The organism is Proteus hauseri, from assembly GCF_040139125.1.
Lineage (GTDB): Bacteria > Pseudomonadota > Gammaproteobacteria > Enterobacterales > Enterobacteriaceae > Proteus > Proteus hauseri_B.
Window position 1 is genome coordinate 497,245 of sequence record NZ_JBEEUB010000002.1, and the last position, 25,530, is coordinate 522,774.

Genomic DNA, 25,530 nt, shown 5'->3' on the forward strand with positions numbered 1-25,530 from the left:
TACTCGTATTTAGAGAAATAAACAGAATACACCAAATTGTTTACTATTATTCTCTGGCTTCTCACTTAAGTCAAATTTAATATTCCCCACATCCTTAATATATTTAACATATTGATATATATCATTATTTTTACATACATAAACTATTGGTTACTTTGTTTAAAGTCTTGAAATAATTTTTTTTACTTTTTTCACAAAGTGTAGTAGTTACACCTAGAGCTATATGCTCTTTTTCTGAAATTTAAAGAATGATTATCTAAAAATGAATCTGGTCGAGTGGAATATTTTTAACAAAACAATTTGGTGTATTTTGTTTTGTTTCTAACGATATTTAATTTCGATTAGGACGGGCTTAGGTATACCAAAATTAAAAAACTCAATAAGTGAGTCACCTTGTTAGGAATAATTCATTTCTAACAAATTTATTATTTTTAATGTCTTCGTCCTTTATATTTCAGGAAACAAAAAGATGAAATTAAATAAATTAGCATTAGTTCTAGGTTTAGGTTTATCTGTTGCTGCTGGCTCTGCTTTCGCTGCTGATCCAGTAAAAGACCAAGGTCATGGTACAGTTAAATTTGTTGGTTCTATTATTGACGCTCCATGTTCAATTACGCCTGATACAGAAAATCAAACTGTACCATTAGGACAAGTTGCTACTTCTGCATTAAAAGATGGTGGTCGTAGTAACTCTCGTGATTTTAAAATTTCTTTAACTAACTGTACAACTGAAACTTATAAATCAGTTCAAACAACTTTCACTGGTTCTGAAGCTGCTGACATTTTAGCGGGTTCTTTAGGCATTGAAGGTATCGCTAAAAATGCTGCTGTTGTTATCACCGATGCGGGTGGTCAACAAATCAAATTAGGCACACCAAGTGCTGCTCAAACTTTACGTGATGGTAACAACGACCTGAACTTCGCTGCTTACTTACAAGGTTCTACAGCAGAAGCAGCTGTTCCAGGTGACTTCACTGCTATCGCAACTTTCGCACTGACTTATCAGTAAGAAAAAGCAGCTCTGTATAAGGATATACAGAGCTTTATTTCCTGTGTCTATTTTTTAACGATTTTTTCTTACGGAGAAAAATATGAATCGCAAGATGACACCACTGTTGCTATGTCTTGCCGTCAGTTTATTCACTGAGCAAGTGATAGCAAGTGATGTAAAACAAGATAAGAAAATGCATCAGCGATTTGGGACACTTAATCTTCAGGGGACCATTTTAGAACCATCATGTGCTATATCGGCAGGAAGTCGTTATCAAGTGATCCCTCTTACTACGGTGTCTATTCCTACTTTAGTGACTCAAGGAAGTGGACCCATTGATTATTTTTCTATCAGATTAACCGAATGCACACTTGTCGAGCAAAAAGGCAAAGAAGCAGATAACCCTCGTTTTATTGCAACCTTTGAGGGACCTTCTCAAAGTGGCAATTTTCAACTTTTCGGTGAAGCGAAAGGTGCTTCATTAGCGATAGCAGACCGATATGGTCGGCAAGCAATTCCAGGACAGCCTTTACCTGCAGTGGGTATAGATTCTAAATCAATGGCATTACTTTATCAGGCGCGAATAGTAAAAAATAACGACATACCAAAAGCAGGAAACTACCAAACGACGCTGCGCTTTAAGCTGGAATATTATTAAATGGATCGGGTTGGATTATTTATGGCTAAATCATTCAAAACCGTTTGTTTAGGGACGGAAAAAAAGAAAAAACAACATGCTATTCGGCCTGTTGCTGTACTGATCTATTTAATTATTTCTGGTATTTCAAGTTCAGCTTTAGCAAATAGCGACATTGAATTTAATGCCGATATTTTGGATCTTAAAGACAAACAAAATATTGATTTATCGGATTTCTCTCGTGCTGGCTATATTATGCCGGGCAAATATGAATTTATTGTTCGAGTTAATAACAATGAACTGGCTGATATCTATAACATCGAATATGTCGTGCCAGAAAACGATCCTAAAGCCAGCGAACCTTGCCTTCCTTCTGATTTAGTCCATCAATTAGGTTTAAATCCTGAATGGGCTGAAAAAGTAAGATTCAAAGATGATGGCACTTGTCTTGATATTTCATCATTACCAGGAATGACCATCAGTGCAAGTTTGGGTAGTGGCAACTTATTACTTACCATTCCACAAGCTTATCTTGAATATTCAGCACCGAATTGGGATCCACCTTCTCGCTGGGATAACGGTATCTCTGGACTTATTTTTGACTATAACGTTAACGCCAATGTGACTAACCCTTCTCAAGGTAAGCAACAACAACAGCTTACGGGTATGGGAACTATGGGCGCTAACCTTGGTGTGTGGCGTTTTCGTGCTGATTGGCAGGGAAGTTACCGCCATACGACAGGTATTCCTGATAGCACAGAGAATAATTGGAAATGGAGCCAATATTATCTTTATAGAGCAATAACTGAATGGGGTGCCCGTTTGGTTATGGGAGAGACGTTCTCTCGCTCTGATATTTTCGATAACTTCCGTTTCACGGGGGTTAACTTGGCAACTGACGACAATATGTTACCCCCTAACTTACGAGGTTATGCGCCAGAAGTAACGGGTGTCGCTAAAACGAATGCCAAAGTAACGATTAGCCAGCAAGGTCGCGTTATTTATGAAACTCAAGTAGCCCCGGGTCCTTTTCGTATTCAAGATATTAACGATGCTGTTAGCGGTAAGCTTGATGTTCGTATTGAAGAGCAAGATGGCTCGGTTCAAGAGTTCCAAATGGATACTGCGAGCATTCCGTATTTAACACGCCCGGGCAGAGTGCAATATAAGATCTCAGCCGGTAAACCGTCTGATATTGATCATAATACTGAAGGTCCCGTTTTTGGTATGGGTGAATTCTCATGGGGGATAAGTAACGGTTGGTCGCTTTATGGTGGTTCGTTAGTTTCTGGCGACTATAACTCGGCAGCTATTGGTATTGGTCGAGATCTTATGGCGTTAGGTGCTATCTCTTTTGATGCCACACACTCATGGGCAAGAATTCCTAGTGATGATAAAAATTATCACGGTGGTTCATATCGACTTAGTTACTCTAAACGTTTTGAAGCGATTAATGGACAGGTAACGTTCGCGGGTTATCGCTTCTCTGAACGTGACTTTATGAGTATGAATCAGTACTTAGATCGCCGCTATCGCGATGGTACAGAAGATCACAATAAAGAGCTGTATACCATTATGTTTAGTAAGCAGTTTCCTGAATGGGGACTTAGCGCATACTTAAACTATAGTCATCAAACTTATTGGAATAAGCCAAATAACGACAGTTATAACTTGTCGTTAGCAAAAACCATGGATATTGGTCGCTATAAAAATATCAATATCAGCATGTCTGCTTTTCGTAACAAATTTAACGGCACAAATGACAACGGCTTATATATGAATGTCAGTATGCCTTGGAGCGATCGCGCAACAATCAGCTATAACACGGTAATTAATAGACACGGTAATTCTCATAACGTCAGTTATTACGACCGTCTTGATGAAAATAATAGTTATCGTTTAGGCACCGGTATTAGTAGTAACGGTAAAGCGTCAGCGGATGGTTATTATTTACACTATGCCGATTCTGCATTAGTTACGGCAAGTGCCAGTTATATTGATGGCGAACACACGTCGGCAGCCTTGTCGCTACAAGGTGGTGCAACGTTAACACCTCAAGGTGGCGCTTTACACCGCATCAATAGAACCGGAAGTACGCGTTTATTAGTCGATACTGATGGTATTGCTGATGTACCCGTTAAAAGCATTGGGGCTATTTCGCGCAGTAACTATTTTGGTAAAGCAGTACTACCCGATATCAATGACTACTATCGCAGTAGTGCCAGTATCGATCTTGAACAATTGCCAGAAAACGTTGAGGCACTGCGTTCAATTCAACAATTAACCCTTACTGAAGGCTCGATAGGTTATCGCCGCTTTGATGTTGTTACTGGTCAAAAAGCGATGGCAGTTATTCGCCTAAAAGATGGAACTTACCCACCATTTGGTGCCTCGGTTACCACGGAAAAAGGGCGTGAGTTAGGCATTGTGAATGACGGTGGAAATGTTTATCTCAGCGGTATTAATACAGATGAACGCTTACTTGTTCGCTGGAATGGTCAAGAACAGTGTCAAATAATAATACCTACCTTAGTTGAAGGGCAATTTATGACATCGCTGTTGCTTACTTGCGGTGATGGCACCGCGTCGTCAGGCACGGTAGATAAAAAAGCAGAACCATTATTATCTCAACCCCAATTAACGGCGATTGAGAATAAGTAACACAAGATTAAAACAACTTCAGACAAAAAGAGTAATTAAAGATGATGTTATCAAAGCGCTCATTGATTGTAGCAACCACATTATTGGCTGGAATGGCATTTACTAGTCAGGCAATTGCCGCAATTGCACTAGATAGAACTCGCGTTATTTTTAATGGTGCAGATAAATCTGTCAGCTTAAATGTGAGTAATCAAAATAAAGAATTACCTTATTTGGCTCAAGGCTGGATGGAAAACGAAAATGGTGAACGTATTGAAAGCCCATTAATCGTGCTGCCACCGATTCAACGTATTGAACCAGGAGATAAAAGCCAAGTAAAAGTACAATCGTTACCGGCTATTGCTCAACTTCCTCAAGATAGAGAAAGCGTGTTCTATTTTAACTTACGAGAAATTCCACCTCGTAGTGATAAGCCCAATGTTTTGCAAATTGCATTGCAAACACGCATTAAACTGTTTTATCGCCCAGCATCTATTTACGCAACCCAAACAGATTTAACGAATCCATGGCAGGAAAAAATCACCTTAACTAAAAAAGGCGATCGTTATGAAGTCAATAATCCGACCCCTTATTACGTCACTGTGGTTGATGGATTAACTGCGTTAAAAGGAAAAAGCCTTGATGGATTTCAGCCTCTTATGGTCGCACCAAAAAGTACTGGCACACTAAATTTAAATGCGGCTGTTTTTGGTGCTTCACCCGTGCTTAGTTACATCAATGACTATGGTGGTCGCCCTCAACTGAAATTTAGCTGTAATGGCAATGAATGTAAGGTTACAGAAACATCAGCAGGAAACTAAATAGGTCTATTTTATGCTTATAGAACAGCGGTTTAACACAAGCAAAGCAGTGTTGATTTTTATTCTGGCAACATTTACTGGTGGCCTGAGTTCTACTGCTGTTGCGAGCCAGCCAGCAAGGGCGGCTGCAAAGGATCTTATTCCTGGCATTGTCTATATCAATATTACTGGAAATGTTATTGCACCACCACCGTGTGTGATTAACGGTGGAAAGATGATTGAAGTGGATTTTGGTGAAGTTATGAGTACGCGCATTGATGGGGTGAGTTATAAAAAGCCAATCCAATACAGTGCAACTTGCGAAAAAATGCCAACAAATGCCATGAAAGTATCAATCACCGGCAATGCAACGGGGTTTGATAATAATGCCTTGCTGACCAATATCACTGGATTAGGTGTTCGTATTCTTTATCAAGGGAAATTACTCAACTTAGGTAAAACTGTCGATTTTACTTATCCTAATTTTCCTGTGTTAGAGGCAATTCCGGTACGAGATCAGGCAGAAACACTGGTGGGAGGCGATTTTGTCGCTAATGCCACTCTTAGAGTGGAATACCAATAAGGAGCTAACACCGTGTTTATTAAATTAACCAAAATATGTCTGATTACGTTACTCGGTGGATCTTTTTTTGCTGCAAATGCAGATGATCCGAATATGAAATTATTTGGCACCTTATTAGTTCCACCACCTTGTGTTATCAGTGATGACGGTATGATCGATGTCTATTTTGGTCATAACGTGGGGATCCATAAAGTTGATGGCATTAATTACACCGAAGCGGTGAATTATAAATTGGTGTGCGATCCCAACGTAAAAGGGTGGGATTTAGGACTATCGATTATTGGACCTAAAACTCAATTCGATGAAGCTGCATTACAAACCAATATTACCGATTTGGGTATTCATCTTACGCAAAATGGACAGCCGTTTATTTTAAATAAACGAATTGCGATATCACCCGAAAATCCACCTGTAATTCAAGCTGTACCTGTAAAAAGACCGGGTAGTACTCTGCCGGAAGGTGCGTTTGAGGTGTCTGCCACGTTGTTAGCTGAGTACCAATAGGAGCGCATTAATGAACATAAAAAGCGTATCGCTTCCTTTTATTTTGGGGTTAGCTACTTTTGCTGGATTAAGTGCGACAGCGCTTAATGCGAAAGACAATATGCATTTCCACGGAATATTAGTCGATGAACCTTGCACGATTAAACCAGGGGATGAAACGGTAGAGCTCGATTTCGGTAATATTCCTGATAAGAACCTCTATGCCTATCAAAGAACACCGAGTAAGCCATTTCAAATACGTTTATCAGAGTGCGATCTCACTATTGGTAAAAATGTCAGGATCACCTTTAAAGGTGATGAAAATCAGGCGATGGCAGGACAAGGGTTTTTAGCAATCAGCCCTGCAAGCCAAGCGTCAGGTATTGCTGTTGGATTGGAATCTGAAAATGGCAATGCACTGCCTGTTAATAAAGAAACAGACAAACTTTCATTGAACTCGGGTGACACTATTTTGCATTTCTATGCCTTTATTCAAGGAGAGCCAGATGCTATTGCCAATCAGGCGATTAAACGAGGGCCGTTTAGTGCAATAGCGACATTCCATTTGAATTATGACTGATTATTAGAATTGAGGTTTTACATGTTCATATTGAAACGATTCCCGGCTCTATTTATCACGATAGGCTTGCTATTTTCCGCGCCAGCAATGGCGTCTATCTTTTCTTATATTACGCACTCTGAAGGTGAACCGGCTCACGCAACTTATACCTATGTTATTCAACGCTGGGATCCTGAACCTGCTAATACGCCAAATCCTTGTTATGGATGGAGCCAATGTTGGATAACAATCAACCATAAGCATGATGCTAATGGTTCTCCCGGTTCGGCAGTAAGAAGTATTGTTCGTGTTGAAAAAGAGCGTTATTTAGCGGGTGTACGTGAAGCGGTGATGAACGCTGAAAGTTTTCCCATTCAGGGTACGGCACGACACGATGGTGATCCCCTTAGCTCTAACCAAGAGTGTGTAGGATTATTTTATGAATCTAACGAAGGGGGATGGTCACCTAATGGTCGCTTATTACCAGGATCATTATGTGGTATTGCACCGCCACCTGTTGGTGCCTGCAAAATAACAGAAGGCGCAGTAAACCTTAATTATGGTGATATTGATGAAGTCAGTTTAGAAAATGCAGCGCGTGCTCAAAATATCAATATTACTTGTAATTTAGCAATGAAAGTTCTGGTTATTGCGTCTGGCTCAGATAGTGGGCGAGTACCTTTGCGAACAGATAATAGCTTATACGCCGATTTATTTCTTGATGGCTACCCAGGTGAAACAGGCTCAGTAATAAATGTTCCTAAGAATGGCACTATACCTGTAGAGGTTAAATCAGTTCTACATACAAATGGTCGTGTAGCCCCAGGGCATTTTTCTGGTTCGGGTTCAATTATTTTAACAATGCCTTAATCATGATAATGGTGAATATTATGATGAATTACGATTTTATAGATAATATTGATGTTAATGCGTTAGTCGGTAAACGGATCCAGAAAAAGCGCAAAGAATTGGGTTATACCGGTATGCAAATTGCTGAAAAAATAGGTGTTAGCCAACAGCAATTCTCTCGTTATGAACGAGGTATGAATAAAATTGATTTAAGCTACTTGGTCACTTTAGCTGTTCATTTAAATACGCCAATTTATTGGTTCTTTGAAGATTGTTTTATTCCTAGGGTTTCTTCAGAAAATAAGCGTCTTGATAAATGTAATCGTGTTATTGCAGATGCAACACCCGATATATTTTCATACTAGTAAATGCAATGAATACCGAACTCTAACTTTTAATATGAATTAAATACTTTTTTTGATTGATTACCTTATTGGTAGGGCAAAGGAGACTTTGCCTTTTTTTTATTCTATTTTTATTACATTTTAGCTTTTATTATCTTTGGTCATTTCTTGATTCAGCCACTTTTTTATCCCCATTAACTTCAAATATTTCATCTCCTTTTAAGCGATCATGTAATGAAAAATGCCTGTATAACTTTTTTATTTCTTACTTTTTGCACATAAATAGTAATTTCATCTGTGATTATCAGGTTTTGCAGAGTATTCAGTAATCTTACTTGGGTTTTCAAAGAGTGTTTTAATCTGGTATAGGTTAAAAATAAGGCAATAAAATGTTAAAAAATGTTAACTTATGCACATTTTTCGATTTTAGATATTATAAATTAATTTTAATGTAAGTTGGTTATAATTAAAATATTCATTTATAATGTTTTGATAAACAAGCATAAAAATATAATTAAATTTATTATTTTGATCTTGTTTGGTTAAAATAACGTAAAGAGTTGTGGTATTTACAGATAGTAAAAACAAATTTGGTTGTGTAATGTGCATTTTCTGTTTTTTTATAAAAAGGATAAATTATGCAAACAAAAAAGCAGGGAGGAAGTCGCTTTCTACGTACTGTAGAATGGCTAGGTAATGCACTACCACATCCCGTTATATTATTTATTATTTTAATTGCTATATTACTTGTCTCTTCAGCTATTGGTGAATACTTCGGTGTTACTGTTCAAGATCCGCGTCCAGAAGGTGCAAAAGGGCGAGCAGAAGATGGCTATATTCATATCATCAGTCTATTAGATGCTGATGGCATTCGCCGTATTTTGGCAAACATTGTTACTAACTTTACTGGTTTTGCACCTTTAGGTACGGTGCTGGTGGCATTATTAGGTGTAGGTATTGCAGAGCGAGCAGGGTTGCTATCTGCGGTAATGCGCTTAGTCGTTATGAAAGCGCCACGTAAAATGACCACCTTGGCAATTGTTTTTGCTGGTATTATGTCTAACACTGCGGCTGAATTAGGCTATGTGGTGTTAATCCCACTATCAGCAATCATTTTCCACTCGTTAGGTCGGCATCCATTAGCAGGGCTTGCAGCCGCGTTTGCGGGGGTATCTGGTGGCTACTCAGCCAACTTATTACTTGGAACAATCGATCCGCTATTATCGGGTATTACTCAGCAAGCCGCGCGAATTATTGATCCAACTTATATCGTAGGTGCTGAAGCAAACTGGTACTTTATGTTTGTGAGTACTTTCTTGATTACCTTCTTAGGCTACATCATCACTGAAAAAATTGTAGAGCCACAATTAGGTCCTTACAACAGTGATAGTCTAGATGATGAAGAGAATGATTTAAAGAATGCGGCACAAGTAACGGCACTTGAACGAAAAGCACTATGGGCTGCAACAGCAACTTTCGCTGTTATGGCTACTATTTTAGCGCTAACCGTTATTCCCGAAAATGGCATGCTAAGAAACCAAGAGACAGGGTTAATTGGTAATTCTCCGTTCTTAAAATCGATAGTGGTCTTTATTTTCCTATTTTTTGCTATCCCTGGCATTGTGTATGGTTGGGTGGCAAAAACGATGCGTACAGATAAAGATATTGTCGATGCCATGGCAAACTCAATGAGTACGCTGGGGCTCTATTTGGTTATTATTTTCTTTGCTGCACAATTTGTTGCTTTCTTTGGTTGGACCAATATTGGACAAGTGATTGCAGTTAAAGGAGCGGCATTATTAAATAGCATTGATATGCATGGTGGCGTGTTATTTTTCGTCTTTATACTAATTTGTGCTTTTATTAACTTAATGATTGGCTCAGCATCTGCGCAATGGGCTGTAACTGCACCTATTTTTGTACCAATGTTAATGCTTGCTGGTTATGCACCAGAGACAATTCAAGCGGCTTACCGTATCGGAGATTCTGTAACAAATATTATTACACCGATGATGAGCTACTTTGGATTGATATTAGCGGTTGCTACCAAATATAAGAAAGATACAGGTATAGGAACAATGATCTCAATGATGTTGCCATACTCTATTATTTTCTTAATTGGTTGGTCACTTCTTTTCTATTTTTGGGTCTTCGTATTTCAGTTACCTGTTGGTCCGGGTTCTCCAATTTATTACTCTCCAACAGCAGGATAAATTATCTCGTTGTAATCCAAGCTCATACAACAATGTATGGGCTTTATTCGTTTAAATTCTTGTATGATTTTAGTGCTATTTTATTTTTGATGTTTTGCTAATTTCTCAGCCAACTGAGTAGAATAATCCGTATGTAAAAATTGGGTATCTATACCCGCTTGTTGTAGCTTTAATTCAAGTAAATTTAGACGTTTTTGTAGCTGTTCATCTTTAATACCTGTTTTAGATAATGAACTTAAGATTTCAGCTAAAGATAATGCTTCTTTTCTATATTGCATCTCTGGTGGTAAAAATCCAGCATTTTTAAGTAAATGATAACTCGCTTTAAGTGCTTCAGGAACATGGCTATTATCATCAAGTATTAAAGGTTTACCTTCTCCTTTTAAAGATGAAAGCTCGCCTTCTTTTAGTGCTTTTTCAATATGGCGTTCAGCCCATTCATCAAGAATCGACATTTCAAATCCTTACTAATTCATATGAAATTTTTTTAGTCGTAATTATACTTGATCAAGTTATATAATTTGATATTATATTAAAAAATATAATATAAGGAAAATATCATGAGCAAGTACCAAGAAATAGTAGCAGATATCGCAGGTAATATGGGGGCGTTATCTCAGAATATCCCTGAAGTAATGAAGTCATTTATGAGTACGACTAAAGCAGGTTCAAAAGAAGGTGCTCTTGACGCTAAAACTAAAGAGTTGATTGCTATTTCTATTGCTGTGGCAAATCGTTGTGATGGATGTATTGGTTTTCATACTAAGACATTAGTTGAATTAGGGACTACAGAACAAGAGCTAGCAGAAGCGCTAGGTGTTGCTATCTATATGGGAGGTGGTCCTTCAGTTATGTATGCTGCCAACACCATGGGTGCTTTTAAAGAATTTAATAAATAATTAATTTTAATAAAAATAGTTTTTTAATGATAAAAGCCGGAGCTTATTACTTTGGCTTTTTTTGTTTCATTATTACCTAAAGTTTTTCTTATTTAAATTTTATATTTTTTTCGACAACGATAATAAAGTTAATCTACTGACTTAAGCAATCATTAATTTATTCTTAATAAATGCTAATCACTATGATTTATTGGCTATTTTTAATTTTCATCGCTGTTTTTTATTTTATTGAGATATAAAATGATAATAATTATCAATTAAGAATAAATTAAAAAATAATAATTGAATCTTTTATAAAATAAATTCTCTAATTGGTGCGATTAAGCATTATTTTAAACTTGGGAAATTTATGAACGCTGAAGTAACAGAAAGATACAAATGGTTATTACTTTTTCTTTTTGTGTTATTAACTTATTTTATTCCCTTAGAATCTAGATTGTTATGGCAACCTGATGAAATACGCTATGCTGAAGTTAGTCGAGAAATGTTAGTGTCAGGAAACTGGTCTGTACCTTATTTACTTGATATTCGCTATTTTGAAAAGCCTGTTTTAGGTTATTGGTTAAATAGCATTGCTCAATGGATTTTTGGTGATGGGCATTTTGCGGTTCGTATTGTTGTCGTTAGTTCGACTTTACTAACGAGTCTATTTATTTATCGTGCTGCAATACTTGTTTGGAATAACCGTAATATTGCATTTAATGCATCGATGGTGTTTCTTTCAACTTTTCTGGTTTTTGCTATTGGCACTTACAATATTTTAGATCCTATCGTTACATTCTTTGTTACAGCCGCAATGTACTATTTCCTATTAGCATTATCTGCAAATAATAATAAGTTGAGAATTAAAGCTTATATTTTTGTGGGGGTTTTCTGTGCTTTGGGTTTCTTAACGAAAGGGTTTATTGCTGTTGTTCTGCCCGTTTTAGTCTTCTTGGTTACAGCCATTAGCAAATCCCGTTTTAAAGAAGCGTTATATCATGCACCTATTACGCTGTTAGCAATGGTCGCTGTTGCAGGTCCTTGGGTGTTTTCTGTTGCAACACAAGCACCAGACTACTGGAACTACTTTTTCTGGGTAGAACATGTTCAGCGTTTTATCGCTAAAGACTCAGCAAGATCGCAACCAATGTGGTTTTATCTACCTATCATTATCGTTGGGTTGATTCCGTGGTTAGGATTTCTCTTTGGCGCTTTAAAATCGGCACTCTCTTTAAAAAAGGGAACGATCTATTTTCTTTTTTGGTTCGCTATCTTTTTTAGTTTTTTTTCGGCATCTAAAGGAAAATTACTGACGTACATGTTTCCTTGTTTTGTACCTTTATCACTATTAATTGCACACTATATGGAAGAACTCAGCGTTCGTAATAATGAAAGGGTTTATAAAATTAATGCACTTATTAATACTGGTTTTGGATTAATTGGTATCTTAGCTCTTATTTATTCACTTTATTCTCATAAACTGGCACTGTATCAAGCGGACGAAAATGTAAAAATCATTTTGGCATTTATGGGATTTTCATTTTGGTGCATTGTTGGTATTAGCTCATTTTTTACAAAAAATAAATTTCTAACTATGTTTTGTTCGGTTGGATTAAGTTTAATTATAGGCTTTGCAATCCCTAATAAAGTAGAAAGCAAAAGTACACCAGAGAATGTATTAAATCACTACACTGAACAACTAAAAAATAAACCCTATATATTGACTGATGAAGTGGGGATAGGAACGTCACTTGCATGGATGCTAAAACGTACAGATATTCGCTTAACAGAAACAAAAGGGGAGTTGGCTTATGGATTAAACTACCCTGATGTTAAAAATAAATATTACAGTCTTACACAGCTAATTTCGCTGATTGAACACAATCAATACCAGGGGATAGCGATAGTTTTGGTGAGACCTGAAAGAAAAGAGATATTGTCATTATTGCAGAACTTAAAAATCAAACCAATGGTTGAAAAACAGGGTGATTTAACGTTTATTTTCTTCAATTAGCTGATTGTTATTGTATTTTAACTTCAATGATAAAGAGTGATATAAAATAGTTTCAGCATTTTTTAAGATAGAGATTTGATTTTTTGTGTTGTTTTTATGTGATCTCGATTAAAAAATAGGTTTTGTGAATAAATTTATTTTGCTCTTTTTCTTTTTAATGGTAGGTTTAAATTGTGTCCATTAAATCGGAGTTAGTTAAGCGCTATATGACAAGTCACTTTACTTTATCAGAACCCCCGCCCACACAAAATGTACTTATGAATGGGGGTGATTTATGCTAGTTTTCTTAGTTGAATGTTTTATAGGTCTGGCATCAATTGCTCTTACTCACCGTGTATTAATGCTGTACGGTAAAAAGAAGTGATATGAAGAGCTTGCTAAAAAAGTATTGTAATCAATATTGATTCAATTAAGCCTTGCTAATATTACATTAACAGGGCTTAATTATATAAATGCTTTTTATTCGTTACTGCTAGTGTTATTGAAAATAGCTCTCTATTATTTTTATTTTTTCAATATCTAATCTATTAGTATATTGATGTAATAATGTCCACGCTTGAAGATAATCATATTTAGCTTTTATTAAATCTTGTTGGGCTCGGTAAAGTAACTCTTCAGCATTCAATACATCAACCATAGTTCTTTGCCCGCCAAGATAACTCTGTTGTGTTGCTTGTAATTGTAATTGAGCAGAAGAGAGTGATTGCTCATAGGCTTTTAGCTTAATATTACTAGTAGTACAAATTTGATATTGATGACGCAATTCTTGCATGATTGTCTGAATAACAGCATCTCTTTCAAATGCACTCATTTGATATAACGCGGTAGATTGACGCATTGATGCCGTTGTTTTTCCACCATTAAAGAGTGGTAAGCTCACATAGAAACCAATATTTGCTGCCTGATATTGCTGATTTACAGTATTATTGCTGTCTGAATCACTATTTGAATAAGAGGCATAAAGTTGCACTGTAGGAAAAAATTCAGCGCGCTGTTTTTCAATTTCTTGTTTTGCTATTGCCATTTCATAACGAGAAGTCTGTATATTTAAGTTATCTTGAATCGCATTTTTTTCCCATGCATCATAATTATTGGGAATGATCGTCTGCAAAATAAATTCATTATTTCTGAGTTGGGCTATCTGTTTATCATAAGGAAGTTGTACACCAATCATTGAACTCAATTTATTTTTTGCATTCTCTAATTCTAGTAGTATATCAGTGTATTGTGATTGCGTTAAATATAAACGAGTTTCAATTTCTGATATATCGGTTTTTGTTCCCTCACCTAATTCGAATAAACGTTGGCTAGAAACCAATTGTTTACTATAAATATCTTGTTGTGAAATGTTTAATTGTAACTTATCTTGTGCATAGGCAAGTTGTATATAGTTATCTATTAATCGAATAACTAGCTCTGAGAATTTTGCTTGATAGCGACTATCAGATAATAGAGTCTCAATAATTGATGATTTATATTCACTAAATGCAGCATAATCAAATAGTGGTTGGCTTACAATAATATTTACAGAATGGCTTTGATAGTTCTGATATTCAGTTCTCTGCGTTTCACCTTGATAATGGGTAACTGGATAGACTTTTCGTTGCCAATTTCTTGGTGAGTTTTGATAATTAACATGAACACTCGGTAATAGTTGAGATAAACCAATATTTTCAAACTCTTTTCCTGCGGTTTGCTCTTTTATTGCTGCATTAAAAGTTGGATCGTTTTTAACTGCTAAAAAATAGAGATCTGAAAGTGTAATTGCAAATACTGTTGTAGTGCAAAGTATCCAAATAAATATGATGGCTGAGAGTTTTTTTATTAGCATCATTATTCTTCCGTCAATGAAGTATGGATCCTATCCAATACAGGCTTAAATAAATAATTTAATAAAGATCGATCACCTGTATTAATAAAAACATCAACAGGCATGCCTGCTTTTAAAATATTTTTATTCACTGTTAATAAAGAGGTGTCAGTAACATTAACAAATACTTGATAATAAGGTTCAGAAGTTCTTTCATCGATTAATCTATCAGCAGAAATTAAAGCAACTTCACCAGGAATTTTTGGAGTCGTATTTTGATTAAAAGCACTGAACATTAAATCAACAGGAAGACCAAGCGTTACTTTATCAATGAGATGTGGCGCTAAACGCGCTTCAATCACTAATTGGTGATCATTAGGTACAATTTCCATTAATGTTTGCCCTGTTCTGACAACTCCACCTTGAGTGAATACAGATAAATCCATTATAGTGCCAGAAATAGGGGCAATAACTTGCATTTTAGTCAGTTTATCTTTCTCAATAATGAGTTGTTTTTCAGTGTCACTAAGTTGTAACTGAACTTGATTAAGCTCAGTGCGAGTTTCCTGAAAAAAACGTGCATTACGTTGTAATATGCGTTGCTCATATTCTAATTTTTGCTTTTCTAACGTACTTATTTGCCCTAAAGTTTCATTTAATTGATGATCATTTTCAGCTAATTCACGTTCAACTTCTTGATAACGATGACGCGGTATATAGCCCTCGTTAGCTAATATTTGTAAGTCTTTTATTTGCGATTGTAAGCTATTAATTTGTGCTTTTTTATTCAGTATCGATTTTTTAAGATGAATTAAACGGCTTGATATACCATCAATAACAGCATGGTAGCCATTTATTTCACTATTTAACTCAGTATGTTTTTCATTAAGTAACTGATTCTGTAACAGCGTTATTTTTTTTATATTATCAACAGAAGAATAATAATTTTCATGAGGATCTAATATAAATTCTGTAGCAGAAGTTAGCTCTGCATTTAATCTTTGTTGAGTGACAACTAAATTATCATATTGTTCTGCTAGTGATTTAACTAATGCTTCAGATTGTATTGGGCTTAGCTTAACAAGAATTTGCCCCGCATTAATTTTATCGCCATTATTGACTAATATTTCAGTAATAACACCTTCTGTATGCGATTGAACGCTCTTTTTATTTCCTGAAATGGAAACGTTACCTGTTGCGGCAACGCCTTTATCAAGAGGGGCAAAAGCTGCCCAAAAAATAAAAATAGAGAGACCAAATAAAATGACTAACCACCCAATAATTAAATAAGGTTTAGGATCATCTGATATTTTTTCTGATAAATCGATGGTGTTTTTATCTTTAGTCATGATTATTTTCCAAGATATTATACGTTATTACCTGCAACAGGTGTTGCAACCGGAGTCTGAGTATTCGGTGTTGCAGATGATTTATTTAACTCGTTAATTACTGCAGTGGTAGAGCCAAATAATTTAGTATTTCCATCAACTAAAACTAAAAGTTTGTTAGTAACAGAAAGCAACTGCTTTTGATGTGTGATTAGAATGACTGTTTTTTTATTCTGTTTTAGTGTTTGAATAGCATGTACTAATGCCTTAATTCCCATGTCATCTAAATTTGAATTAGGTTCATCTAAAACAATAAGAGCAGGATTGCCATATAAGGCTCTTGCTAATGCAATTCTTTGGCGTTGCCCACCAGAAAGACCTTCTCCATGTGCTCCAATTAAAGTTTCATAACCTTGAGGAAAGCGTAAGATCATTTCATGAACATGAGCCATAGTTGCTGCTTGAATAACTTTTTGGGGATCAACTTGCGAAAAACGTGCTATATTTTCAGCAATAGTACCCGGAAATAGTGCTATTTCTTGTGGTAAATAGCCAATATATGGTCCAACTTCATTTTTATCCCATTGATATATATCTGCGTTATCTAATCGAACAGCCCCTTTTTTAACTTGCCATATACCGACAATGAATTTTGCCAAAGAGGATTTTCCTGAGGCACTTGGACCAATAATACCTAATACATCGCCAGAATTAAGTGAAAAATGAATATCATTTAATAATGTTTTTTCGCTGTGTGGATATTGTGCCTGATGAATATTAACGGATAATTTACCAATAGGAGTGGGTAATGACATTTTCTTATTTTCTTCAGGATAGTTATTTAATAATAACGTTAATCTGTTATATGCTGCTTTACTACTATCCCAGTTTTTCCATGCTCCAATAACTTGTTCGATAGGCGCAAGCGCTCTGCCTAATAATATTGAACCTGCAATCATCATTCCGGGGCTAATAATATTATCGATAGCTAACCATCCACCTAAACCTAACATCAACGATTGTAATGCCATACGTGTTACTTTGGTGATGGCGTTAATTCCTGCCGCATTATCACTAGCATGTGTTTGTGCTTGTAAATACTGAAAATGAGACGATTGCCACTGCTTACGTAATTGATTTAGCATTCCCATTGCTTCAATGGGTTGAGTATGCTCAAAATGATGACCTTGTGCTATTTGGGACTGGTTAGCAAATTCATTCGCTTTTTTCAATGGTATTTTAGATAGATACTCATTAACAAAGGCAAGAATAAATAAAACGATAGCACCACATAATGCAAATAATCCTAGCCAAGGATTAAATAGAGCAATAACTAAAAGATAAATAGGAAACCATGGAAGATCAAAAAAGGCGAATAGGGCATGGCTGGTTATAAATTGGCGTACTGTTATTAAATCATTTAATGCTAAAGATGGATTAATATCAGGCATTTTATTAAGCTTTGCTTTATATGCGGCGGTATAAACACGAGAATTAAGTGATAAATCAAGTTTATTACTCATGCGAATAACAACAATGCTTCTTAAATACTCTAGTCCACCCATAAAAAGAAAAAGAGCCAACATAATTAGTGAAAGCATTAATAATGTCATCTCATTGCCTGAAGGTAAGACTCGGTCATAAACCTGTAGCATATAAATCGAAGGAACTAACATCAGTATATTGATTAAAGCAGTAAATATTCCAATAGAAAGAAAGACTTTTTTTCTCTCTTTTATGAGATTTGTTATTTCATTATTATGTTTGTTTTTTGGCATGGCATTATCCTGATTTATTACGTTTTTTACTATTCACTCACTATGTTTATAATGCTTAAATATAAATTATTATTATTCTAATAAGATGTTTTATTTGTTTTTCTAGTAAAGAGAGACATGAAAAATTTCAATAAATTTTAATTAAAAATAGGAGGAGATATCTCCTCCTATTAGCTATTGATTAAACAATAAAATCAGTTTCGTAATTTACAACACCAACAATATCAATTTTAAATTCAGGATTGTATCCATTATAAATATTGATTAGAAGTTCACTAGAATTTGTAGATTGATCATAGTTAACCGTAGCTTCGCCAGCTCTACCTGTCAGTTTATCAACAAAATTAATAAACTTCTGACCAAAACTATTTTCAATTAATTCGGATAAGTCGATTTTATCTATACCAGTTTCAAAATCCATTATTTTATCTGGTGAGTATGAATAAGAGTCAGATGCTTCTTTATAGACAAAAGTATTACTGCCAGTGCCGCCCCATAAAATATCTTGTCCAGCTCCGCCATAAAGAATGTCATTACCGCCACCACCGATAAGAATATTATCTGCATCATTACCATAGATAATATCATCACCAGAACCACCAATGGCATTTTCTATTATTACATCTTTTGCGATAGATACGTTTTTCTGTAATCCACCGATGTCAGAGAAATGACCATCACGTAAATCAATAATTTGATTCTGATGAAACCCTGAGAAATCAAAGGTATCATTGCCACCGCTATCCCAAACAGAGAATATTAATTTGTCATTACTATTAGTTGCAGTGTAATAATCAATACCTGTATTTGAGTTAAAACCATAAACATCATCACCAGTTCTGGTTTCAGTATTTGCACCATAGAGATATTGGATGGCTGAAATATCATGAAGTAAAGGCGCCCCGGCATAAGCACCTTGGAAATGAGCACCTGTTTCATACTCTTCCCAATAGCTCATAACAGTATATTGGCGGCTATCTTCAGCGTAATCAGATTTCAGATATCCTGGAACATTTTGTCCCGCATTATAATCACCAGGATGCATTAAACCAAGTGTGTGACCAATTTCATGGATCAATGTTAGGCGACCATAATTACCTAATTCAGGCGTTGTATTTCCGGCATAATAGCTATCACTAAACCATGCTTGACCAGAAACATCACGCCCATAGGAATAAGTATTAGGTAAAGTGGCATAGGCTTGGAATTTACCATATGGGTCAGTAATGTTTCCAAAGGAAAGGTCTGATTTAACATTAGGACCCACTTCAATAAATTTAATATTAGCAACATCAGCCCATGCATCTAAAGATAATTTAGCATGTTCTTTTTGAGCAGCATTAAATTGATAGGGATTTTTATCACCAAAATCATTAAACTTTTTACCTGACCAAGTAGGAAATGAATAAGTTACTTCCGCACTTTGACCAATAACATATTTACCATTCCATGTGGAATCTTCACGGGCGATATGTTTTCCTGCGGTATCATAATCAAAAGATGGTAATGTTTTTGCAGAATAATTATAGAAAATTCCATTTTTGTCTAATAAGTCAGATATATTAGATAATCCAACTGCTTTTTTTAATAAAGAAGAACTCATAATATCCTCCGGATATCAAGTTTTGCTTAGATTATTTTCATATTGAAAATAGCTTTATTTCTGATGGGATCAGAATTAATAAAGATAGACATTTATCTATTTAAATCCAGAGGTAAAAAATATGATTTTAAATAATTGTGAAGTAAAGTGTGTTTTAAATACTAATAGTTTAATCAAGTAAATAACATTGAATGTTACCTTAACGTAAGAGATCTTTTTTTATGTTATTATTTATTAATGATATAAAAACATATATTTAGATTAATCGCCATTTAAGTCAAATAGAATCCTCATGATTATTTTAAATTGGTTTATGTTATAGTCTATTTACTTTATTTTTTCACAAGGTATTTATTAATAATAATTAGAAAAACAGATCTTCATAGCTTAGCTCACCTAAAATATCTATTTTTAAGGTGGGTGTAGTTAATCCTTCTTGTTTGCTTAATATTAGTTTTGTTGTGTTATCTTTTTCTTGATAACTTAATGAAATAGTCACTTCTCTCGTTGATATCAAATTTCTGATATTTAAATTAACGCCACTTTCATTAATAAATGCAATAAAATCATCATTCCTGTTAAAGTCTTTAATTTTGTCATAGCTATTACTTTCATTATAAAATCTAAATATAAATATATCTCTGCCTTCTCCTCCCGTCAGTTCATTAATGCCATTACCACCGCAAAGTATATCGTTACCACTGTTACCATAAAGAAAGTCATTATCTTCATCACCATAAAGCGCATCACTACCTTCTCCGCCATAAAGAGTATCACTGCCTTTATGACCAAAGAGAATATCATTACCCTCATTACCATAAAGATAATTATCTATATCATTTCCAGTAATCGTATCATTGCCACTTCCACTTATCGCATTCTCAATGATAGTCCCGTAGGCAATGGATACATTACTTCGTAATCCTCCTACATCAGAAAAATTCCCTTGATTAAGGTCTAATTTCTGATCATCTCTATATTGAGAAAAATCTAGAGTATCAATCCCGCCAGCATCCCAAATACAAGCGATAATATTATCTTCTGGGGAATTTAAACTGTAGTGCTCTCTTTGGCTATTAGAGTAAAATCCATAAACCGTATCATCTGTTCTCGTGAACATATTTGCGCCATAAAATTGTTGAATAATATATATATCTATTAACAGTGGGCTCATAGGGTAATTATTATTAAAATCGGCATCTTCTGATTTTGGATATCGGTATGACATAATGGAGTATTTAAGACTATTTTCTTCAATATCAGGTTCGTGAACATTATTACTAAATGTATGTATTAGTCCAAGGGAATGTCCTATTTCATGTCGATAAATATGTTCTTTAAATGTTCCTTTTTCAGGAGCAGATAGTTTATTTTCAATATGAGCAGTGCCATTTTTATTCTTATATAAACTGATATAACCATTCTTTTCTTCAAAGTAAGTCGATATATTATCAGATTTTTCTTTAAAATTACCCACTCTAACTTTCTGGATCTCGGTGAGTTCTGATATTTTTCTCCATCTAAATAAGTTTGTTTCTGATATGTTAATCCATATTTGCCCATTTTGGCTGTAATCTTCTACTTTCTCTATTTTTTTATTTGGATTTGTTTCGTTTCCTGGAAATTGGGCAATGCCAGCAAGTTTATAATATGAGCTATTTATTAACTCATTTACATTGTTGAAAAGTCCAAATTTTATATCCGTGTCATATTCATTGTTTTTTTCGATAAATTTAATATTTGCAATGTCAGCCCATTGCTGTAAATTTTTTTTTGCCAGCTCTTGCTGAGAGTTATTTAAGCTAGTGAGTGTTTTATATTTATCCCCTCTTAAATTACTCCAATCTGGAAAGCTAAATGAGACCTCTGTAAATATTTCGTTAGAATCATTTTTATTCCACTTTGTGATTAAGTTAGATTTATTTGTTAAATTAATAATTGCTTTAAAGCCAAATGATTTATTATAGAAATCCATATCTTATAAACTCATTTTTAAAGTTGAATTAATATTATATAGTTACAAAAATATTTATCTTGCAAAAAATAACATAGTAATAAAGAAATATTTTGGCTTTTTTCTTAATCAATTTAAAATGAATATAATCAGGTATTTTTTATTTTTATAGATATAAAAAATGATAATAGACCTTTGATTAGTCTATTATCATTATAAATTAATTTGATTAAATCTTATTGCCACATAAATTTATATATTTTTACATGTCATTATATATAGGATTTATTTTCTTTCTCTTTAAATGCAAATATAAAGATGATTGCTAGTATTAATGTGTATGAAGCAAATATTAACCAGATTGATTGCCAATCTTTTACACCATTTATAGTGAAGTGGTCAATAATCATGCCACTGATAATCGCACCAGCATAAGCACCCACACCATTTACCATTGTCATAAATAGCCCTTGAGCACTGGCTCTTATTTCTGGTTTTACTTCATTCTCAATATAAATAGAGCCTGAAATATTAAAGAAGTCGAAGGCACATCCATAAACTATCATTGAGAGCATCAGTAAAACAAAGCCCCAAGGTGAAGGATCGCCATAAGCAAAGAAACCAAAGCGTAGAGTCCATGCAATCATGCTAATTAGCATGACCTTTTTAATACCAAAGCGTTTAAGAAAGAAAGGTATTGCAAGAATAAAAGCAACTTCCGCCATTTGTGAAACTGAGAGTAAGATAGAAGGATATTGAACGATTAAACTGTCGGCAAATTCAGGATTTTTGGCAAAGTCATGAATAAACGGGCTACCAAAGGTATTGGTAATTTGAAGAACGGCACCTAATAACATGGCAAATAAGAAAAATACTGCCATGACTGGCTTTTTAAATAAAATAAATGCATCTAATCCTAAGCGAGAAGCCCAAGATGTGGATTGTTTATGTTGTGCGGTAGGAATTTTAGGTAAACAAAAAGAGTATAGGGCTAAGCACAATGAAGCAAATGCAGCGATATATAATTGTGTATTACTCAACTCAAGTTTAAATAAACTGACACACCACATCGCAATAATAAAACCAATAGTACCAAAAACGCGAATAGGTGGAAAATTAGCAATAGAGTCAAGGTTATGTTTGTTTAAGCAGAAATAACCAATCGAGTTAGATAACGCAATAGTAGGCATAAATGCCATTGCATTAATTAACATGACCCAAAACATAATGGAAGGGTCTGTAACCGATGCTGCATAGAATAAAGCCACTGCACAGATAAGATGACAAATAATATATAATCGGTTAGCAGGAATAAACTTATCGGCAATTATACCTAATAAACCGGGCATAATAAGGGCAGCAATACCTTTAGAGCCATAAACTAATCCGACTTCAACCCCAGTAAATTTTAACGTTTGCATCATGTATGCACCTAGGGTAATTAACCAACTTCCCCAGATAAAATATTGCATAAACATCATGCCTTTAAGCTGTGATTTTATTCCCATAACAATCTCCACTGTTGGGATTTTTATTTAAAATGATCTCAGGCAGCTATCTGAGATCATCTTTTTCTTTTATTGATATAAAGTTATAGGCGAGTAATTACCTCTGTGATTAATTTTAAGAATGTTGATTTTACACGTTCTGCAGTTTCGATAACTTCATCATGACTAAGTGGTTGCTCTAAGATGCCACATGCCATATTGGTTAAGCATGAAATACCAATGGTATCAATGCCAGAATGGCGAGCAATCAACGCTTCTGGTACGGTAGACATGCCAACAGCATCTGCACCTAATGTTCTGATCATGCGAATTTCAGCGGGTGTTTCGTAAGTAGGACCTGTCCACCATGCGTAAACACCTTGACGTAATGTGATCTTTTGTTCTTTAGCAATATCAATAACAATTTGTCTCATCGCCTTGTTATAAACTTCACTTACATCAAGAAAACGAACGCCCAATTCTGGGTTATTAGGTCCCATTAATGGATTGTTAGCGGTGAGATTAAGATGATCAGTAATTAACATCAGATCACCAGGATTGAAATCAGTATTTACTGCGCCACAAGCATTGGTAATAATCAATTTTTCTACACCAAGTGCTTTCATTACACGCACAGGAAAAGTAACGTCATCTAGCGATACGCCTTCGTAGTAATGAAAACGTCCTTTCATCGCTACAACCGTTTTACCTGCAATTTTTCCTATCACTAACTCATTAGCATGACCAACAGCACCAGAGGCTGCAAAGTGTGGAATGGTGTTATAAGGAATATGCACTGCATCTTCTAATGTGTCAGCAAATGGACCTAGACCTGATCCTAAAATTATCCCAACAGTTGGTTTATGTGAAGTGTGGGATTGAACATAGGCTTTAGCTTCATTGATATCTGTAATCTGATGCATGGTATTTCCTCAGGGTAAATAGTCATTAACCGTTAAATAGTGATTAACGATACTTTGCCTGATAAATAGAAATGGACAACTTTCTTTTTCTCATTTTGAGATTAAGATCATATTGCTGGTTCAGATTAAAGAACTATTGCTTTTTTTACAGTAAGATAGCGACATCTCTCCAGTATTCTCTTTGATAATTTATAATGGGAAATAGCTATGCTATTGAAAAGTTTAAAGGAACTGCAATCTTCAACGCAGTCAAAAGCATTAAAGCTGAAAATTCTTTATAAATTTATTGCCGAAAATGGCCCAATCAAAACAGAAACACTGACCGAATTAGCACAAATGAAACCAGCAACATGTGCTCGATTGCTTGATGAACTTTGTCATTTAGGATTAATTACGACTGCAGAATTAGGTGAGTCTACTGGTGGAAGAAAGCCTATTTTGTATAATATTAATACTGAGGGGGTGTTTTTAATTGGCATCGAGTTAAGCAAAGTTTATTCAACTATTGTGTTGATGGATCTGAAACTGAATATGTTAGATAAAATAAAGCTGGCACCAGAGCCTTATTTATCTGCATCAGAAATGACCCAGCAGCTTCTACCTAAAATAGAGGCATTATTGCTGAAAAATAAAACGAATTATCATCAAGTATTAGGGTTGGGTATTTCAATAGAGCATGTTGTTGAACATCAACTAGCATGTAAATCATTAGATGAAGAATTTCGTGAGCTTGAAGTTCTATTACGTAAACAAATTCCGACTTATATAACTGTTGGCAGTGGTGTTAATTTTGCGGCATTAGCTGAATATCGTTTATATTATCGCCATAAAACACAGCGCTTTTTATTTACCTCTTGTGACACCGAAGTAAGAGGGTGCGCTATTATTGGTAATCAGTTTTTAACGGATACTTCTCGTGCAATGAATTGTTTTGGGCATATGACTATTGATGTAAAAGGTCCACTTTGTGAATGTGGCTCATATGGCTGCTTAAATACACTCTGTTCTTTAGATGCAATAAAAGACAATGTCATACATCAAATACGTCGAGGCAAAGATTCAGTTCTTACATCATTAACTGATAAAAATGAAGAAATAACTTATCACGCAATATTTCAAGCGATAGAAATGCGCGATCCTCTTTGTATTGATGTGTTAGAAGAGGCGGCTTATTTTTATGGACTTGCTATCGCAAATTCAATTTTAATGCTTCAGCCTGATATTGTTGTTTGTGGGGGAACGTTGATCCCTAAATACAATTTTTTTGCCACCGTTAAAAAAACAATTGAAAATAAATTAACGTTATTTCCAGAGATTAAAACGCAAATATATCCTGCAAGTCATGCCTATGAAATTGTATCTCAAGGGGCTGGAGCTATGGTGTTAGAGCATTTAATAAATTAATTTTAAAAGGCGTTGTAATTAAATTACAACGCCTTTTTGGTTTTTTATTATGGTATTTTTTACAGCATAAACCCTGGTGGTGTTGCCTATAAAGAGGCATTTTCTGTTGTATTGATGATATTGGGGATGAAAACTCCTTTTATTTTTCTCATTGTGAAGAAGATGATTCTTTTTATTTTTTGTTTAATTTAAACTACTCCAATCAACATACTGTTATGTTCGTTCCTTTACCCTGATGCCTCTGAGCAT

21 protein-coding genes are annotated in these 25,530 nt (G+C 34.9%); 13 read left to right on the plus strand and 8 right to left on the minus strand.

Annotated features, from left to right (window positions below):
* Positions 1-469: 469 nt before the first annotated feature.
* The 10 genes from ABN099_RS05240 (at position 470) to ABN099_RS05285 (ending at position 10,099) form a co-directional block, all read left to right on the plus strand.
* Complete coding sequence (locus ABN099_RS05240; protein WP_349462623.1) at positions 470-1,009, plus strand: fimbrial protein; 540 nt, start codon at positions 470-472, stop codon at positions 1,007-1,009.
* A gap of 94 nt (positions 1,010-1,103) precedes the next feature.
* The gene (locus ABN099_RS05245; RefSeq protein WP_349462725.1) at positions 1,104-1,649 is read left to right on the plus strand and encodes a fimbrial protein; all 546 of its coding nucleotides are present in this window, start codon (positions 1,104-1,106) and stop codon (positions 1,647-1,649) included.
* Between the two features lie 21 nt (positions 1,650-1,670).
* The gene (locus tag ABN099_RS05250) at positions 1,671-4,289 is read left to right on the plus strand and encodes an outer membrane usher protein (protein ID WP_349462624.1); all 2,619 of its coding nucleotides are present in this window, start codon (positions 1,671-1,673) and stop codon (positions 4,287-4,289) included.
* Positions 4,290-4,330: 41 nt separating this feature from the next.
* Complete coding sequence (locus tag ABN099_RS05255; RefSeq protein ID WP_349462625.1) at positions 4,331-5,089, plus strand: fimbria/pilus periplasmic chaperone; 759 nt, start codon at positions 4,331-4,333, stop codon at positions 5,087-5,089.
* 13 nt (positions 5,090-5,102) lie between these two features.
* On the plus strand, positions 5,103-5,651 hold the full coding sequence (locus tag ABN099_RS05260) for a fimbrial protein (protein ID WP_349462626.1): 549 nt from the start codon (positions 5,103-5,105) through the stop codon (positions 5,649-5,651).
* Positions 5,652-5,684: 33 nt separating this feature from the next.
* Positions 5,685-6,155 (plus strand): fimbrial protein, encoded by a 471-nt coding sequence (locus ABN099_RS05265; RefSeq protein ID WP_432807484.1) that lies wholly within the window; start codon positions 5,685-5,687, stop codon positions 6,153-6,155.
* 10 nt (positions 6,156-6,165) lie between these two features.
* Complete coding sequence (locus ABN099_RS05270; protein ID WP_349462628.1) at positions 6,166-6,714, plus strand: fimbrial protein; 549 nt, start codon at positions 6,166-6,168, stop codon at positions 6,712-6,714.
* Between the two features lie 21 nt (positions 6,715-6,735).
* The gene (locus ABN099_RS05275; protein WP_349462629.1) at positions 6,736-7,563 is read left to right on the plus strand and encodes an MrpH family fimbial adhesin; all 828 of its coding nucleotides are present in this window, start codon (positions 6,736-6,738) and stop codon (positions 7,561-7,563) included.
* A 20-nt stretch (positions 7,564-7,583) separates the two neighbouring features.
* Positions 7,584-7,907: a helix-turn-helix domain-containing protein gene (locus ABN099_RS05280; protein WP_349462630.1), complete on the plus strand. Its 324-nt coding sequence runs from the start codon at positions 7,584-7,586 to the stop codon at positions 7,905-7,907.
* A 617-nt stretch (positions 7,908-8,524) separates the two neighbouring features.
* Positions 8,525-10,099 (plus strand): AbgT family transporter, encoded by a 1,575-nt coding sequence (locus tag ABN099_RS05285; protein ID WP_349462631.1) that lies wholly within the window; start codon positions 8,525-8,527, stop codon positions 10,097-10,099.
* A gap of 80 nt (positions 10,100-10,179) precedes the next feature.
* Here the strand turns inward: ABN099_RS05285 and ABN099_RS05290 are convergent, their stop codons facing one another.
* Positions 10,180-10,554 (minus strand): DUF1992 domain-containing protein, encoded by a 375-nt coding sequence (locus tag ABN099_RS05290; protein WP_349462632.1) that lies wholly within the window; start codon positions 10,552-10,554, stop codon positions 10,180-10,182.
* Between the two features lie 105 nt (positions 10,555-10,659).
* Between ABN099_RS05290 and ABN099_RS05295 the strand changes: the two genes are divergently transcribed.
* Positions 10,660-10,998 carry a carboxymuconolactone decarboxylase family protein gene (locus tag ABN099_RS05295; protein WP_349462633.1) on the plus strand — a complete coding sequence of 113 codons (339 nt, stop codon included), beginning with the start codon at positions 10,660-10,662 and terminating at the stop codon, positions 10,996-10,998.
* A 349-nt stretch (positions 10,999-11,347) separates the two neighbouring features.
* The gene (gene arnT / locus ABN099_RS05300) at positions 11,348-12,994 is read left to right on the plus strand and encodes a lipid IV(A) 4-amino-4-deoxy-L-arabinosyltransferase (RefSeq protein ID WP_349462634.1); all 1,647 of its coding nucleotides are present in this window, start codon (positions 11,348-11,350) and stop codon (positions 12,992-12,994) included.
* A gap of 478 nt (positions 12,995-13,472) precedes the next feature.
* On the opposite strand, the gene ABN099_RS05305 is transcribed toward arnT, so the two are convergent.
* The 7 genes from ABN099_RS05305 to ABN099_RS05335 all read right to left on the minus strand — a co-directional run bounded on the left by ABN099_RS05305 (position 13,473) and on the right by ABN099_RS05335 (position 23,877).
* Entirely contained in the window at positions 13,473-14,828 is a 1,356-nt protein-coding gene (locus ABN099_RS05305) for a TolC family outer membrane protein (protein ID WP_349462635.1), read from the minus strand.
* Complete coding sequence (locus ABN099_RS05310) at positions 14,828-16,153, minus strand: HlyD family type I secretion periplasmic adaptor subunit (RefSeq protein ID WP_349462636.1); 1,326 nt, start codon at positions 16,151-16,153, stop codon at positions 14,828-14,830. The genes ABN099_RS05305 and ABN099_RS05310 overlap by 1 nt, the downstream gene beginning before the upstream one ends.
* 17 nt (positions 16,154-16,170) lie before the next feature.
* The gene (locus ABN099_RS05315) at positions 16,171-17,910 is read right to left on the minus strand and encodes a type I secretion system permease/ATPase (RefSeq protein WP_349462637.1); all 1,740 of its coding nucleotides are present in this window, start codon (positions 17,908-17,910) and stop codon (positions 16,171-16,173) included.
* Positions 17,911-18,091: 181 nt separating this feature from the next.
* Positions 18,092-19,513: a serralysin family metalloprotease gene (locus ABN099_RS05320; protein WP_349462638.1), complete on the minus strand. Its 1,422-nt coding sequence runs from the start codon at positions 19,511-19,513 to the stop codon at positions 18,092-18,094.
* 364 nt (positions 19,514-19,877) lie between these two features.
* Positions 19,878-21,488: a M10 family metallopeptidase C-terminal domain-containing protein gene (locus ABN099_RS05325; RefSeq protein ID WP_349462639.1), complete on the minus strand. Its 1,611-nt coding sequence runs from the start codon at positions 21,486-21,488 to the stop codon at positions 19,878-19,880.
* A gap of 251 nt (positions 21,489-21,739) precedes the next feature.
* On the minus strand, positions 21,740-22,975 hold the full coding sequence (locus ABN099_RS05330; protein ID WP_349462640.1) for a nucleoside permease: 1,236 nt from the start codon (positions 22,973-22,975) through the stop codon (positions 21,740-21,742).
* An 83-nt stretch (positions 22,976-23,058) separates the two neighbouring features.
* The gene (locus ABN099_RS05335) at positions 23,059-23,877 is read right to left on the minus strand and encodes a purine-nucleoside phosphorylase (RefSeq protein WP_349462641.1); all 819 of its coding nucleotides are present in this window, start codon (positions 23,875-23,877) and stop codon (positions 23,059-23,061) included.
* 207 nt (positions 23,878-24,084) lie between these two features.
* Between ABN099_RS05335 and ABN099_RS05340 the strand changes: the two genes are divergently transcribed.
* Positions 24,085-25,281: an ROK family protein gene (locus tag ABN099_RS05340; protein WP_349462642.1), complete on the plus strand. Its 1,197-nt coding sequence runs from the start codon at positions 24,085-24,087 to the stop codon at positions 25,279-25,281.
* The last annotated feature ends 249 nt before the right edge of the window (positions 25,282-25,530 follow it).